We start from the raw sequence: 15,502 nt of genomic DNA on the forward strand, positions 1-15,502 counted from the left end.
CTGGTGTTAGCGTCACTTCCCGGTGAACACGCGGGTGCCCCCGGCCCTCGTCGTCACGCGCAAGGCGGCACAAGGAGGCCCGGGACACGGTGCCCGGCGTGGGATCGCGCAACAAGGTTCAAGGCGCTTCCGCGCCTTGCGAGGATTTACTTCGTGCCCAGCAGGAACTGCAGCGGCACGTCGACGCGCTGGCGCCAGGCGCGTTCGGAGTGCTCGGCACCTTCGTAGACGCGGGTCATGAAGTTGCCGCCTTCGACGTAACCGCGGGCACGCACCAGCGCATCCATGCGTTGCTGGAACGGCGCGTACTGCGCATCCAGCGTGGCCGTGCCGTGGTCGAAGTAGAGCCGGTGCGTGCGCGGATCGGGCAGGTGCGTGGCGAGCCAGTCGATGACGACGCCGTTGCCGATCGGCCAGTGCGTGGAGACCGCGCCAGCGCCGCCGAACACCTGCGGATACTCCGCCACCGCATACAGGGAAATCAGTCCGCCCATGCTCGAACCCATGACGAAGGTGTCGTCGCGCCCACGTCTGGTGCGGTAGGTCCGGTCGATGAACGGCTTGAGTTCGTCGACGAGGAAGGCGAGGTACGCGTCGGACACGATGCCCGATGCGGGCAGCTCGCCCATGCCCTCGACGCCGATGGGCAGCGAATCGCCCGTGACAGGCTTGCGCGGCATGTATTCCTGCAGGCGCAGCGGCGTGTTCCAGACGCCGACCACGATCGCTTCGCGCACGCGGCCTTCGGCGATCAGTTTCGTCATCGCTTCGTCCACGCCCCAGTCGGTCTGCGCGTAGTACGACAGTGACGGGTCGAACAGGTTCTGGCCGTCGTGCATGTACAGCACCGGATAGCGCCGGTGCGGATTCGCGGCATAGCCTGGCGGCAGCCACACGTCGACGTTGCGCGCGGCGACATGCGCCGAAGGCACGTCCTGCCAGCTCTCGAGCGTGCCGGTGGCCTTGATCGCGGGCGCATGCACCGCGTACGCCCAGCGCAGGAAGCGGGGAAGCATCTTCGCCCACGACGCCTGGTTGTGCTGGCCGCCTTCGAGCACGGCGAGCGCTGCGTCGGCGCGCGTCGGATGCGTGCCGTATTCGAGGTTCACGCTGTAGCCGAGCTGGCGCAGGCCTTTCGTCTTTACCTCTTCGCCCACGCGCCAGCCATCGATGAGATCGCGGGTGTCATCGAGTGCATCGTTGATGCCGTCGCCGTCGCGATCGTCGGTTTCCTCGGCCGTGCCCACGGCGAAGTAGAAGCGCGCGCCATTACGTGGCGCCGTGCCATCGACCATGCGTTGCGCCAGCCGCGTGCGTTGCACGGACGGCGGATCGCCGCGTTCGGCGGACAACCAGAACGAGGGCGAAAACGCACCCACGCGGCCGAACAGTTCCGGGTACTGCCAGCCGACACTGAACGCATTGAGCGCACCCAGCGACCAGCCCAGCACCGCGCGCGCATCCGGCGTGGTGCGCGTGCGGTAGCGGGCATCGATCAGCGGCACCAGCGTCTTCGCCAGCCATTCCGAGTACGCGTGCGCCAGCGCGCCCACGGGTCCGTACTTCGTCTGTGCAATGGTGCTGCGCGACTGCGCACGATCGGAAAGCCCGTACGCGCCCATGCGATCGGGGGGCATGTCGATCGCGACCACGATCACCGGCCGGATCGTCACTTCCGCATACAGCGCGGCGAGCGTCGGCTGCAAGCCAACGGCTTCCGCGTCCTGGCCATCGTTGACGTACAGCACCGGATAACCGATCGCCGCCCTCGCGTCGTAATCCGGCGGCAGGTACACGCGAACGCGCAAGGGTGCGGAAGCGATGCCGGGTGCCTCGACCTGCAGCGTGTCGACGCTCGAGTGCGTGGCGACTTCGCCGGGCGTCATCGGTCGCGGCGCCGCGACGTGCGCGCAGCCGGCGCACAGCAGGAACAGCAATGCGGATGTGATACGGAAAGAAATCACGCGAGGTTCCGCCTGCAGGTGAAGAAGCCGTTGAGAGTGAGCCGGCCGGTCCGCGGATCGTCGCAGAGCCGCTCCGGCGCCGTGATGTCGCCGCTGTGGAAGACGGTGCCGGAATAGAAGATCAATCGGTTCCACTTCGCCGGAACGGAAGTCATCTTCTCGAACCACGCATTCGAGGCAACCATGTAAGCCGGCCGGAGTCCATGGCGTGCGCCAAATTCAGCAGAAGGAAGCGCGGCCGCTTCCTCCATCAGCTGCATGATCTCTCCCAGGGGTCGCAGCGGCCGGTAAAAGCCGGTGCCGCCGAGCGACTCATCCCGGAACAGATAGAGCACCGATGCCACGGCGAGTTGCCCGGGCTCGGTACGCATGCGGTCAATGTGGCAAAGCCACTGCCTGGGCTGCAGTTCTTCAGGGCGCCTTGAGGCGATCGACAGTCGCGCATTGAGGCTCAGCGTGCGCCTCGCCTCGAAGCGCTGGCGCAGGTGCCGGGAAAAAAACGCTTCCAGTTGCAACAGGGCCGCTTCGGGAAGCGCCAGTTCTGGTCCGGGAAACGCGTTCCGCGGCGCGTCCCGGAAGGCGTGATGGTTCGCCGCGGCGAATTCGACCCAGCGTTCGGGCTCCAGCAACGCATTGTCGATGACGTGGCACAGCGGGCGCCCGCCGACGGTGACGGTTTCGATCACCGGCGCCGGATTGAACAGGCTGCGATCGAACATCGGCTACTTCGCCACGAACCGGATCGCCGCGCCACCGCCGGAACCGAGCTTCAGCGTCAGGGTGTCGCCACGCTTCACCGCGCGCTCTTCGCGCACGAATGCGAAGGGGCTGGTCTTCCAGTCGGCGCCGTCGCCATCGCGATAGATCTGCGCGGTGTAGGCGCGACCGGCATCGAGGAACGACAGCGGCACCTGCAACGTGCGCGCTTCTTCGTCGGTCACGCTGCCGAGGTACCAGTCCTCGCTGTTGCGGTCCTTGCGGACGATGGTGGCGTAGTCGCCGACCTCGCCATTGACCACGCGCGTGTCCTGCCAGTCGGTCGGCACGTCCTTGATGAACTGGAACGCGTCCATGTGCTGCTCGTAGTGCTCGGGCAAATCGGCCGCCATGTGGATCGGGCTGTACAGCACGACGTAATCGGCGAGCTGGCGCGCCAGCGTGTTCTGGATCACCTGGCCGCCGCGGCCCTTCAGGCTCACCACGCCCGGCGTGAAGTCCATGGGACCGGCCAGCATGCGGGTGAAGATGAGGTTGGGCTCGTGCTCCGGCGGATTGGGTGGATTGCCCCAGGCATTGAACTCCTGCCCGCGCGCGCCTTCGCGCGACACCCAGTTGGGATAGGTGCGGCGCAGGCCGGTGTCCTTGATCGGCTCGTGCGCATCGATCGCGATGTGACGCTTCGCCGCCGCCTCCAGCACGCGCGTGTGGTGGTTGCTCATGAACTGGCCTTCGTGCCACTCGCGCACGACCGGGCCATTCGTTTCATCCTGGCGTTCGATCTGGCCGGCGTCACAGACGTAACCCGTCTTCACCGCATCGATGCCGAGTTTTTCGAACAGCGCGAATGCCTCGTCCATCTGCCGCTCGTAGTGGCTCACCGCGCACGCGGTTTCGTGGTGGCCGATCAGGTGCACGCCCTTCGACTTCGCGTAGGCGGCAAGCCCTTCGAGGTCATAGTCGGGCGTCGGCTTGCGGAAATCGAAGTTCCAGCCGTTGGCGAACCAGTCGCCATCCCAGCCGACGTTCCAGCCTTCCACCAGCACGCCGCGGAAGCCATGCTTGGCCGCGAAGTCGATGTAGCGCTTCGTGTTCTCCGTGGTTGCGCCGTGCTTCGGCCCGGTACCCCAGGTCTGCTGGTCGAGATGCAGCGACCACCACACGCCGACGTACTTGGACGGCTTGAACCAGCTGACGTCGCCGAGCTTGTTGGGCTCGTTGAGGTTGAGGATCAGGCTGGATTCGACCAGGCCACCTGCGCGGTCGGCGACCTGGATGGTGCGCCATGGCGTCGCGAACGGCGCGCGGCGCACGACATTCGCCACGCTGCCGGGCGTGAGCGATGCGCGCAGGCGGCCGCCTTCGCCCTTCGCCAGGTTCATGCCGGCGTAGTCGACCAGCGCGGCCTCGTGGATGGCGATGTGCGTGCCTTTCTCGGTACGCAACGTGATCGGCGTCTGCGCGGTGCCGACTTCGGACAGTGGCGTCTTCGTGTACAGGTATTCCTCGCGGTTCCACTCGTAGGCCGGAATCCACCAGGCCGTCGCCGGCTGCGCGATCGCGAATTCGGTCAGCTCCTGCTGGATCTGCACCTCGTCGAGCCTGGGCTGCTTCGGGAATTCGTAGCGGAAGCCGACGCCGTCGTCGAATACGCGGAACACGATGTCGAGCCGGCGATGGTCGCGATCGCCCTCGACGAAACCCGTGCGCAGCTCGTTGTAATGGTTGCGCACGAAGCGGCGCTCGCCCCAGGGCTGCTCCCAGGTCTCGTCGAAGCTGCGCGTGGCCTTCGTATCCAGCTTCAGGCCGCGCAGGAACTCACGGCCGTTGCGCAGGTTCATGCCGAGCCGCGAATAGCCGATCAGCGGCTCGCCCTTGCGCGACACGCTATAGCCGAGGCGGCCTTCGCCGTTGACGTCGACTTCGACCTTGAGCGTGCCGTCGGGCGAGGAGACCTCGGCGACGGTGTCGGCGTGGGCGGGCAGGGCGAATGCCAGCAGGAGGATGGACAAATAAGAGCGCACGTGGAATTCCTCAGTAATGAACTACCGAACCGTCATTCCCGCGAAGGCGGGAATCCAGCGACTTTGTCTTGGCTGTTATCCGAAAGCAAAGACACTGGATTCTCGTCTTCGCGGGAATGACGAGCCAAAGCGAAGCCGGGCACTGCATCGCCGCGACCAACTCACTGCACAACAAACACTACCGTTGTTCGTGCCGGCACCGCCACGCGGCCTGTTCGCGAATCGAACCGGGCCTGCTTCACGCGAACGTCAGAGGCGCCTTCTTCCGCCAGCACCGGATGCAGCACGTAGCGCTTGCCGGCTTCTTCCGGGAGTTCCAGCGACTGCGCCTGCGGCGACACGTTCAGCAGATACAGAATCTCGCGGAAGCCGGCCCCGTCGTAGCCATGGCCATCGAGGTGGCCCACGATCACCAGCGGATTCTGCGAGGGACCGGTGTTGGGAAAGCGAAGACGCTGCTGCACGTCTTCCGCCGTGCGCAGGCGGAACAGCGTCGAACTCGCACGGATGCGCAGCAGGTCGCGGAAGGCATCGCGCATCCACGCAATGTGCTCCGGCGCCGGCTCGATCGCGGCTGCATCGGCGAGGATCGGTCGTAGCAGTTCCCAATCCTTGCCGTTGTCGTTCACGGGCGGCAGGCCGGTCCCGAAGTAATTGCCGCGATAGGTCCAGTCGAGCCGGTTGAACCAGTCGCCCGAATCGAAACTGTTGCGGTCCAGCGACTTCGAGCGCAGCACGTCCATGCCGGCATGGAAATACGCCACGCCCTGGCTGAAGGCGACGAAGGCCGCGCCCAGCAGCTGCACGCGTGCACGGTCTTCCGGTGAGGTATCACGCGGCAGCTTCATCGCGTTGATGTCGAACAGCGTCTGGTTGTCGTGGTTCTCGACGTAGTTGACGACTTCCGACGGCTGCGCGGCGAAACCCGCGGGCTGCCCCTTGTAGTCGATTTCCCGCAGCGGCCTGGTGCGGCCATCGGCGGTCTGCAGGCGGTAGTCACGCAGTGTGCCGGCAAGGCCGATACGCACGAAGTCGGCCGCGCGCAGCAGTTCGGCGCGCGTGTGCTTGCCTGTGCTCAGCGCGTTGGGTGAGTAGAACAGCCCATTGAGCCAGCCTTGCGCCGCGATTGCTTCGATCCCGCTGTCGCAGCAACCGCCGCCACGCAGCGCATCGCGCGCGCGATCGCTGAACGTGCCGATGCCAGAATCCTGCAGCGAGAGCTGCGAGGCCTGCACGAAACGCTTGCCGTCGGCGATCTCGCCGAAGTTCCAGCCTTCACCGATCAGGTTGACCTGGCGGCCGGCGGCTTCATCGGCGCGCTGCTGCACGATCTCCATCGCCGCGCGGGGCTGGTGGCCCATCAGGTCGAAGCGGAACGAGTCGATGCGGTAGTGCCTGGCCCACAGCGCGACTGAATCGGCCATGAGCTTGCCCATCATCAGGTGCTCGGTGGCGGTGTTGTCGCAGCAGGTGGAGCGCTCGACTTTTCCATTCGCGTCGAGGCGGTGGTAGTAGCCGGGCACGATGCGGTCGAGCACCGAGCGTTCTTCCTGGCCCGACACCGTGGTGTGGTTGTAGACCACGTCCATGCCGACGCGCAGCCCGGCAGCATGCAATGCAGCCACCAGCGCACGGAACTCGCGGATGCGCACTGCCGCGTCGCCGGGGTCGCTGGCGTAACTGCCTTCGGGCACGCTGTAGTGGTACGGGTCGTAGCCCCAGTTGAAGCAGTCGCGCGCGGCGTCCTTCATTACCGCCGCCTGTTGCGCGTCGCTGTCCGGTGCGGCCTGCGGAACCTGCGGTGTGATGCATCCGGCTTCCGGAATCGTGGCGATGTCGAACACCGGCAGCAGGTGGATGTCGCTGAGGCCCGCGTCGTGCAGTGCGCGCAGGTGGCGCATGCCGTTCGACTGCGTATCGGTGAACGCGAGGTACTTGCCGCGATGTGCGACCGGAACGCTCGCGTCGCCGATCGAGAAATCGCGCACGTGCAGTTCGTAGATCGACATGTCGGTCTGCGCGGCGAGCGGCGCGGGCCGCGCGGCTTCGTCCCAGCCCGGTGGTTTCAACGACGGATCGTCGAGATCGGTGATGTAGCTGCGCTTCGAATTCGTGGTCAGTCCGACCGAATACGGATCGGTGGTGCGGTTGCGCACCACGCCAACGCCGGGGACGAATACATCGACGAGGTAGGTGTAGTACTTCGTCGAAAGATCCATTGGCAACGTCGCCGACCAGAGGCCGGTCCCCGCTTCGCGCCGCAGCGGAACGACACGCGTCGCCTTGCCGCTGCCGGTATCGTGGATGCAGGTGGCCACCGTTCGTGCCGTCGGCGCCCAAAGCTGGAACCTGGTGCGTGCGCCATCGATGCTCACGCCCAGCGCATGGACATCGGCGGCGCGCGCATACAGTTCATCGAGCGCGCCTGGCACCTGCACGTAGGTGGCATCGAGCACGCGTCCGCGCTCGTCCTCGCGCACCAGCAACACCTGGCCAGTAAGCAGCGCCGGCACCTTCGCGAGATCCTCGCGCATCACCGCGAGTTCGATGCCCGCGCCAGTGAAGTCGAAGCGCCGGGTCGCTGCGGGCAGGTTGTCCGGAATATCCAGGGAGATGCTGCCATCGGCGCCGGCGATGCGTTGTCCGTTTGCGGCGCGAAGCTGGCCCGTCGCCGAGTGGTAGAGCCGGTAACGTCCGGACTCCACCCGCTGCTGCGGCCATCTCAGGAAACCGGCGCCGATCCAGTATGCCCGCGCGTCGGTTTCGCTCCGTGCCGCGGCCGAAAGCACCGTCGCATGCGTCGCCGCATCGCAATCGGCGAGCGCCGCCGGCCGCGCCGCCGCAGGGCCGGCCAGCGCGGCCGTCGTCAGCAGAAGTGTCAGGAATCGCGGCATGAATACGTTTCCAGTGCAATGTGAATGCGCCGCCGGCCGGGAATGCACGTGGCCCGGCACCGCAGAATGTGCGTCCGCTTTGTCGGCGGCATACTCAGCATTCGCAAGGGGACGGGGACGATCCATGGTCGATGGCAGCAACGAAGGTCGGGTGAGGAATATCGTCATCGTCGGTGGCGGCACCGCGGGGTGGATGGCGGCGGCCGCATTGTCGAAGGCGCTGACCCGCGACTATTCGATCCGCCTGATCGAATCGGAAGAGATCGGCACCGTCGGCGTAGGCGAAGGCACCATTCCGCTGATCAAGCTGTTCAACCATGCGCTCGAACTCGATGAAGCCGATTTCGTGCGCCGTACCAAGGGCAGCTTCAAGCTCGGCGTCAATTTCGTGGACTGGGGCAGGCTCGGCGATTCGTACGTGCACGGCTTCGGCAAGATCGGCCAGGATCTCGGGCTGGTGCCCTTCTACCAGTACTGGCTGAAAATGCACCAGGCCGGCAAGGCCAGGCCGCTCGACGACTATTCGATCAACACCGTCGCCGCACGGCAGAACAAGTTCATGCCGGCGGTGACCGATCGCCCGAACTCGCCGCTGGCCGATATCGCCTACGCCTACCACTTCGACGCCGGGCTGTACGCGCGCTTCCTGCGCGAGTACTCCGAGGCGCGCGGCGTGCAGCGCATCGAGGGCAAGGTCACCGGCTATCAGTTGCGTGGTGAAGACGGCTTCGTCGAATCGGTGACGATGGAAGACGGCACGCTGATCGACGGCCAGTTGTTCATCGACTGCTCCGGCTTCCGCGGCCTGCTGATCGAGCAGGCGCTCAAGACCGGCTTCGAGGACTGGACGCACTGGCTGCCCTGCGATCGCGCGGTCGCGGTGCCCTGCGCGAGCGCGCCGGGTGGAATCACGCCGTACACGCGTTCGACGGCGCGCAAGGCCGGCTGGCAGTGGCGCATCCCGCTGCAGCACCGGATCGGCAACGGCCATGTGTTCTGCAGCCGGTACACCAGCGAGGACGAAGCCACCGCGACGCTGATGGCGAACCTCGACGGCGAGGCACTGGCCGAGCCGCGCGTGCTGCGCTTCGCCACCGGCAAGCGCAACAAGACGTGGAACAAGAATGTCGTGGCCATCGGACTGTCGAGCGGTTTCATGGAGCCGCTGGAATCCACCAGCATCCACCTGATCCAGTCGACGATCGCGCGGTTGACCGCGTTCTTCCCGCATGTGGGCTTCGACCAGGCCGACATCGACGAATTCAACGCGCATTCCGATTTCGAAACGGTCCGGATCCGCGACTTCCTGATCCTGCATTACCACGCCACCGAGCGTGACGACTCGCCGTTCTGGAATTACTGCCGGACCATGGACATCCCCGACACGCTGCGGCAGAAGATGGACCTGTTCCGCAGCAACGGGCGCGTGTTCCGCGAGCACACCGAGATGTTCGCCGAGCCCAGCTGGGTGCAGGTAATGCACGGCCAGCGCGTGCATCCGCGCGGCTATCACGCGCTGGTTGACCTGCAGCCCGAGGAACGCATCGCGGAATTCCTCGAGAACGTGCGTGGGGTGATCGGCCATTGCGCGACGCAGATGCCGACCCACGATGCCTTCATCTCGCGCCTTGTCGCGAAGGAAAGCCAGGCCGCCTGATCGCGGCGGCGCCGTCACGAAAGCGCGGCGAAAGCCGCGCCGCAGGGCGGGAAATGCAGGATGCCGTCACGCAGCTCCGCGGCGGCCACGCCGGGTGCCGCCAACGGCGACAGCGCGTGCGGCGGCTGCCAGGACACCGGCGAGGACGACAGGTTGAAGGCGACGAGCATCGACTGGTCGCCGCATTCGCGGACGAAGGCAAGCACCGGTTCGGCCGTGTCAATGAAGCGGATCGATCCCTGGCGTAGCGCCGGTTGCGTCTTGCGCCAGCGCAGGAACGAACGCGCGGCATTCAGCACCGAATGCGCATCGGCATCCTGCAATGCGACGTTGCGTTCGACATGCTCCGGCGGAATCGGCAGCCACGGCTTGCCGTCGCTGAAGCCCGCCTGCGGCGCGTCGTTCCACGGCATCGGCGTGCGGCAGCCGTCACGGCCCTTGAAGTTGGGCCAGAACGTCTTGCCGTAGGGGTCCTGCAGCGCTTCGTACGGCACGTCGGCCTCGGGCAGGCCGAGTTCCTCGCCCTGGTACAGGCACACCGAGCCACGCAACGAGCACACCATCGCCACCATCTGCGCCGCGAACGTATCGCTTGCGTCCGGTCCGCCCCAGCGCGTTACGGCGCGCTGCACGTCGTGGTTGGAGATGGCCCAGCACGGCCAGCCTTCGGTCATCGTGGCTTCGAGCCGTTCCACCGTGCCGCGGATATAGGCGGCGCTGAAGTCATCGGTCAGCAGCTCGAAGCTGTAACCCATGTGCAGGCGCTGCCCGTTGCAGTACTCCGCCATCGTCGCCAGCGAATCCTCCGAAGAGATTTCGCCCAGCGTGGTCGCATCCGGATAGCGGTCGAGCAGGGCGCGCAGCTCCTCGAGGAACTGCAGGTTTTCCGGCTGCGTGTTGTTGTAGTGGTGATATTGGAATGCGTACGGATTGTCCGGGCTGAAGCCGCGCCCGGTGCGCAGTTCCGCCGGCTTTGGCGGGTTGTCGCGCAACTGTGCGTCGTGGAAGCAGTAGTTGATCGCGTCCAGGCGCAGGCCGTCGACGCCCTTGTCCAGCCAGAACTTGACGTTGTCCAGCGTCGCCGCGCGCACGTGCGGGTTGTGGAAATTCAGGTCCGGCTGCGACGACAGGAAGTTGTGCAGGTAGTACTGCCGGCGCCGCGGTTCCCACTTCCACGCCACGCCCCCGAAGATCGACAGCCAGTTGTTGGGTGGCGTGCCGTCGGGCTTCGCATCGGCCCACACGTACCAGTCCGCGCGCGCGTTGTCGCGGCTTTCGCGGCTCTGCCTGAACCACTCATGTTCCATCGAGGTGTGGCTGAGCACCTGGTCGATCATCACGCGGATGCCGAGCGCATGCGCCTTCGCCAGCAGGCGATCGAAATCGGAGAGCGTGCCGAACAGCGGATCGACGTCGCGGTAGTCGGCGATGTCGTAGCCGAAGTCCGCCATCGGCGACTTGAAGAACGGCGAGATCCAGATCGCATCGACACCGAGGCTGGCGACGTAATCGAGTTTCTCGACGATGCCGGCCAGGTCGCCGACGCCGTCACCGTTGGTATCCAGGAAGCTGCGCGGGTAGATCTGGTAGATCACCGCGCCACGCCACCAGCGGTTCGTCGCCATCTGCACCCGGCCCCAATTCCTTCAGAGCGGCGACTATTCCACGCCGCGCTCCCCGATAAGAGGGCGTTTGGTCACCGTGCTGCTTGAATACGATTACATTTCATTGTGCAGTGCGGCCGCTGACTACCATGCGTGCCGCCGTCGACAGAGGAAGCCAGATGAAGCAAAGCGAAGCGCAGCAGGGCACGAACCACAAGCCGCAATTGTCGTTCTGGCAGATCTGGAACATGTGCTTCGGTTTCCTCGGCATCCAGTTCGGTTTTGCACTGCAGAACGCGAACGTCAGCCGCATCTTCCAGACACTGGGCGCGGACATGGAGACGCTGCCTTCATTGTGGATCGCCGCGCCGCTCACCGGGCTGATCGTGCAACCGATCGTGGGCTATCTCTCGGATCGCACGTGGACGCGCCTCGGTCGCCGCCGCCCCTATTTCATGGTGGGCGCGGTCCTCGCCTCGGCTGCGTTGCTGCTGTTTCCCAACGTGCCCGCGCTGTGGATGGCCGCGGGCCTGCTGTGGATCCTCGATGCGTCGATCAACATCTCGATGGAGCCGTTCCGCGCCTTCGTCGGCGACCAGTTGCCGGTGAGCCAGCGCGCCACCGGCTATTCGATGCAGAGTTTTTTCATCGGGGTAGGCGCGGTGGTCGCCAGCCTGCTGCCGTGGCTGCTGACGAAGGTCGGCGTATCCAACATCGCCGGTCCGGGCGAAGTGCCGGACACCGTGCGCTATGCGTTCTATGCAGGCGGCGCGGTGCTGCTCGGCGCGATCACCTGGACGGTGTTGCGTACGCGCGAATATCCGCCCGAGGTGCTGCACGCCTGGGACGAAGCACCGGCGCTGGTACGACGCCCGCGCGAGGTTGCGCGCGTTCGCAGCCATGCACTCGCATGGCTGCTGGCCGGTGTCGCCGGATTGTTTGCGGTGGCGTGGGGTGGCTGGGATCGGCAGCTGTACATCCTCGGCGGCATGCTCGCCGCCTATGGCATCGCATTGCTGTTGCGCTCGCGCCTGCAGGGCGATCATCCATTCGGCCACATCATGGATGACCTCTACGACATGCCGCCGACGATGCGGCAGCTCGCGGTCGTACAGTTCTTTTCCTGGTTCGGCCTGTTCGCGATGTGGATCTACACCACGGGCGCGGTCACCAGCGTGCATTTCGGCAGCAGCGATACCAGTTCCGCCGCCTACAACGAAGGCGCCAACTGGGTGGGCGTACTGTTCGCCGCCTACAACGGCTTCGCTGCGCTCGCCGCGGTGGTGATTCCGTGGATGGTGAAGCGCTGGGGCCTGCGTGTTTCGCACCTCGTCAATGCGTCGCTGGGTGGCGTGGGCCTGCTCTCGTTCGTGCTGATCCGCGATGCGCAGTGGCTGTTGCTGTCGATGGTCGGTGTCGGTTTCGCCTGGGCATCGATTCTGTCGCTGCCGTACGCGCTGCTGTCGGATTGCGTGCCCTCGCAGAAGATGGGCGTGTACATGGGCATCTTCAATTTCTTCATCGTGATTCCGCAACTGGTGGCGGTGAGCACCCTGCCGGTATTGCTGAAGCTCGTCGGCGGGAATCCGATGTCCGTCCTGGTGATTGGCGGCGTCAGCATGATCGTCGCCGGACTGTGCGTGCTGCGCGTGCGTGAACCCGCACCGCGCATGGCAGCGGCGGTGAATTCATGAGGGCGCGTCGCATGCAACCCCGGATGATTGTCGCCGCTTGCGCGTTGTTGCTCGCGGCATGTGCGCGCGAAACGGCGCCACCCGCCATGAATGCGGAGCAAGAAGGTGCGAAGGCGATTGCCGCTTCTGCCGCGCCGCCCGAAGCAGGCGATTACGTCGGCACCACCGAACCGCTGGCCGCGGACGCGGTGTACTTCGTGCTCACCGACCGCTTCGTCAACGGTGATCCCTCGAACGACCAGCGCGAACAGGGCGGCACCGATCCCGCGTTGCGCACCTTCGATCGTCCCGTGCCCGGCGCGCCGGCGGGACGCACCGACAACGTCGGCTATCTAGGCGGCGACTTCAAAGGACTACTGGACAACGCGAAGTACATCCGCGACATGGGCTTTGGCGCGGTATGGATCACGCCAATCGTCGACAACCCGGACGAGGCCTTCACCGGCGGCGACGCGGTGAAGTGGGGCGGCATGTTCACCGACCGCGGCAAGACCGGTTTCCACGGTTACTGGGGCGTGAACTTCTACAAGCTCGACGAACACCTGCCCAGCAGCGGCCTGGACTTCCGCGCGCTCACCGCCGGGCTGAAGCAGCATGGCCTCAAGACCGTGCTCGACATCGTCAGCAATCACGGTTCCCCGGCCTACACGATGCCGAAGGACCAGCCTGGTTATGGCGAGATCTACGACCAGGACGGCAAGCTCCTCGCCGACCACCAGAACCTGCATCCGTCGAAGCTCGATCCGGCCGGCAATCCGCTGCACCGCTGGTACAACACCAGGCCGGGGCTGGCGCAACTCTCGGACATCAACGAGAACAATCCGGAGGTGCTCGAGTACTTCGTCGGCGCGTACTCGCAGTGGATCGACCAGGGCGCGGATGCGTTCCGCATCGATACCATTCCATGGATGCCGCACTCGTACTGGCACGCGTTCACCACGCGCATCCGTGAGAAGCATCCGGGCTTCTTCATGTTCGGCGAGGCGTTCAACTACGACGCCGCGACCATCGCGGCGCACACGCTGCCGCGCAATGCGGGCGTGAGCGTGCTCGATTTCCCGTTGAAGGAACGCGTCGCCGAAGTGTTCGGCAGGCAGGGCGGTGGTTTCGAGCGGATCGCCGAGCGCCTGTACCTGGAAGACGGTCCCTACGAGCGTCCTTACGAGTTGATGACCTTCTACGACAACCACGACATGGCAAGGATGGATGCCACGGACGAGGGATTCATCGACGCGAACAATTTCCTGTTCACCGCGCGTGGCATCCCGGTCATCTACTACGGTTCGGAAACCGGCTTCGAGCGCGGCACCGCGGAGCATGCGGGCAACCGCAACTACTTCGGGCAGGAGCGCATTAACGCCGCGCCGAAGAGTGCGATCCATCGGTCGCTCAAGCGCATCGCCAACCTGCGTGCGACCACGCCCGCGTTGCAGCGCGGCCTGCAGGTGAACGTGCTGATGGAAGGCGACCGTGCGGCGTTCTACCGCGTGCTGCAACACGAAGGCACGCAGCAGATCGCGCTGGTGCTGCTCAACAAGGGTGCGGCGCCCGCGGCGTTCGAGACCAGCGAGATGTTGCAGGCCGGTCGCTGGCGCGCGGCTATCGGCGGCGGCGCTGTCGACGTGGCCGGAGGCGGCGCGTTGCAGGCGACGGTGCCGGCGCACGGCGTCGAGGTGTACCTGCTCGATGCGGCGGTTACGGAGCCACAGTTGCGCATGGCGCTGGCGCGTGCGCAGACCGGCGCACGCCCACGCGGATAATCCGCCCTGTTGCAGAGCTGATCCAGGCGCTTTTGCCCGCCATTCCTGCTTCGCCAGGGATGACGGCAGGCCTTGTGCCCGCTATCGCGGGCGACGGGAGAAATACGGCTCCGCTCAGCCGACCGTGCTCGAACGCCGCACCACCAGCGACGGCGGCATCATCACGCTATCCACCGGTTCCTCGCGCACCAGCTTGAGCAGCGTTTCCACCAGCAGCTCGCCGGCACGCGAAGTGTCCTGGATCACCGAAGTGAGCGGCGGGCTGGCGAAGCGCGCCATCGGGATGTCGTCGAAACCGACCACGGCGACGTCCCACGGCACATGGCGGCCGTGCTCGATCAGTGCGCGCATCGCCCCGATGGCGATCATGTCGCTCGCCGCGAACACCGCATCGAACGGACGCCCACGCTCCATCAGCGTTATCGCGGCGGCGTAGCCGGCTTCCTCCGAGCTTTCCGCATCGACCTGCAGGTCCGCGTGCATCGACGCCCCTGCCTTCTGCAGCGCTGCATCGCAACCGCGATAGCGATCGAAGAATTCCGGATAGTGGTTCGAGGCATAACCGAGGAACGCGACGCGCTTGCGACCAAGCCCCACGAGGTGTTCGCCGACGAGCTGCCCGCCCTGGAAATTCTCGCAGCCGATCGAGATGCCGGGCTGGTCGGGCAGCACCGGCCCCCAGCGCACGAAATGCGTGCCCTGCTCGACCAGCTGGTCGAGCTTGCTGCGATACGCCATGTAGTCGCCGTAACCGAGCAGGATCAGGCCGTCGGCCTTCATGCTGTCCTCGTAGTCGGCGTGCCAGTCGTCCGAGAGTTGCTGGAACGACACCAGCAGGTCGTGGCGGTGGCGCGCGCAGGCGCGCGTGATCGAGCCGAGCATCGACAGGAAGAACGGATTGATGTGCGACTCGTCCGGCGTGGGATCCTCGAACAGCAGCAGCGCCAGCGTTCCCGAGCGCTGCGTGCGCAGGCTGGACGCGCGATGGTCGACCTTGTAGTTCAGTTCGCGCACCGCTTCGAGCACGCGCTCGCGCGTCTCGGGATTCACCAGCGAACTGCCGCGCAATACCCGCGACACGGTGGCCTGCGAAACGCCGGCACGATGGGCGATGTCGACGGAGGTGGCGCGGGTCTTCTTGCTGCGCATGCGGACCGGCTTGTTGCGGAAACCGGCCGAGTGTAGTCC

At 65.7% G+C, this 15,502-nt stretch carries 9 protein-coding genes; 3 read left to right on the forward strand and 6 right to left on the reverse strand.

The window, feature by feature from the left end; genetic code table 11:
- Positions 1 to 146: 146 nt before the first annotated feature.
- From ASD14_RS16270 to ASD14_RS01225, 4 genes are all read right to left on the reverse strand, one after another.
- Complete coding sequence (locus ASD14_RS16270; protein WP_200946998.1) at positions 147 to 1,964, reverse strand: alpha/beta hydrolase-fold protein; 1,818 nt, start codon at positions 1,962 to 1,964, stop codon at positions 147 to 149.
- Positions 1,961 to 2,683 (reverse strand): DUF6445 family protein, encoded by a 723-nt coding sequence (locus ASD14_RS01215; RefSeq protein ID WP_056127707.1) that lies wholly within the window; start codon positions 2,681 to 2,683, stop codon positions 1,961 to 1,963. Before ASD14_RS01215 ends, ASD14_RS16270 begins: the two co-directional genes overlap by 4 nt.
- A 3-nt stretch (positions 2,684 to 2,686) precedes the next feature.
- Complete coding sequence (locus ASD14_RS01220) at positions 2,687 to 4,693, reverse strand: glycoside hydrolase family 97 protein (RefSeq protein WP_235565291.1); 2,007 nt, start codon at positions 4,691 to 4,693, stop codon at positions 2,687 to 2,689.
- 173 nt (positions 4,694 to 4,866) lie between these two features.
- Positions 4,867 to 7,599, reverse strand: a complete 2,733-nt coding sequence (locus ASD14_RS01225; RefSeq protein ID WP_056127714.1) for an alpha-1,6-glucosidase domain-containing protein — start codon at positions 7,597 to 7,599, stop codon at positions 4,867 to 4,869.
- A gap of 124 nt (positions 7,600 to 7,723) precedes the next feature.
- Here ASD14_RS01225 and ASD14_RS01230 point away from each other — a divergent pair, with 124 nt between their 5' ends.
- Positions 7,724 to 9,256, forward strand: a complete 1,533-nt coding sequence (locus ASD14_RS01230) for a tryptophan halogenase family protein (protein WP_056127717.1) — start codon at positions 7,724 to 7,726, stop codon at positions 9,254 to 9,256.
- A gap of 14 nt (positions 9,257 to 9,270) precedes the next feature.
- Here ASD14_RS01230 and ASD14_RS01235 read toward each other — a convergent pair whose 3' ends face one another.
- Positions 9,271 to 10,881: an alpha-glucosidase family protein gene (locus ASD14_RS01235; protein WP_056127720.1), complete on the reverse strand. Its 1,611-nt coding sequence runs from the start codon at positions 10,879 to 10,881 to the stop codon at positions 9,271 to 9,273.
- Positions 10,882 to 11,039: 158 nt separating this feature from the next.
- On the opposite strand from ASD14_RS01235, the gene ASD14_RS01240 reads away from it, so the two are divergent.
- Entirely contained in the window at positions 11,040 to 12,554 is a 1,515-nt protein-coding gene (locus ASD14_RS01240) for an MFS transporter (protein WP_056128821.1), read from the forward strand.
- A gap of 86 nt (positions 12,555 to 12,640) precedes the next feature.
- The gene (locus ASD14_RS01245) at positions 12,641 to 14,314 is read left to right on the forward strand and encodes an alpha-amylase family glycosyl hydrolase (RefSeq protein WP_056128824.1); all 1,674 of its coding nucleotides are present in this window, start codon (positions 12,641 to 12,643) and stop codon (positions 14,312 to 14,314) included.
- Positions 14,315 to 14,428: 114 nt separating this feature from the next.
- On the opposite strand, the gene ASD14_RS01250 is transcribed toward ASD14_RS01245, so the two are convergent.
- Positions 14,429 to 15,463, reverse strand: coding sequence for a LacI family DNA-binding transcriptional regulator (locus ASD14_RS01250; RefSeq protein ID WP_056127722.1), 1,035 nt, complete (start codon positions 15,461 to 15,463; stop codon positions 14,429 to 14,431).
- Positions 15,464 to 15,502: the final 39 nt, after the last annotated feature.

The sequence above is a fragment of the Lysobacter sp. Root494 genome, assembly GCF_001427225.1.
GTDB lineage: Bacteria > Pseudomonadota > Gammaproteobacteria > Xanthomonadales > Xanthomonadaceae > Agrilutibacter.

Coding starts and splice junctions, on each gene's coding strand:
- ASD14_RS01215 (WP_056127707.1), bottom strand. CDS start 2,683: ATGTTCGATCGCAGCCTGTTCAATCCGGCGCCGGTGATCGAAACCGTC.
- ASD14_RS01225 (WP_056127714.1), bottom strand. CDS start 7,599: ATGCCGCGATTCCTGACACTTCTGCTGACGACGGCCGCGCTGGCCGGC.
- ASD14_RS01240 (WP_056128821.1), top strand. CDS start 11,040: ATGAAGCAAAGCGAAGCGCAGCAGGGCACGAACCACAAGCCGCAATTG.
- ASD14_RS01245 (WP_056128824.1), top strand. CDS start 12,641: ATGAATGCGGAGCAAGAAGGTGCGAAGGCGATTGCCGCTTCTGCCGCG.
- ASD14_RS01250 (WP_056127722.1), bottom strand. CDS start 15,463: ATGCGCAGCAAGAAGACCCGCGCCACCTCCGTCGACATCGCCCATCGT.
- ASD14_RS01230 (WP_056127717.1), top strand. CDS start 7,724: ATGGTCGATGGCAGCAACGAAGGTCGGGTGAGGAATATCGTCATCGTC.
- ASD14_RS01235 (WP_056127720.1), bottom strand. CDS start 10,881: ATGGCGACGAACCGCTGGTGGCGTGGCGCGGTGATCTACCAGATCTAC.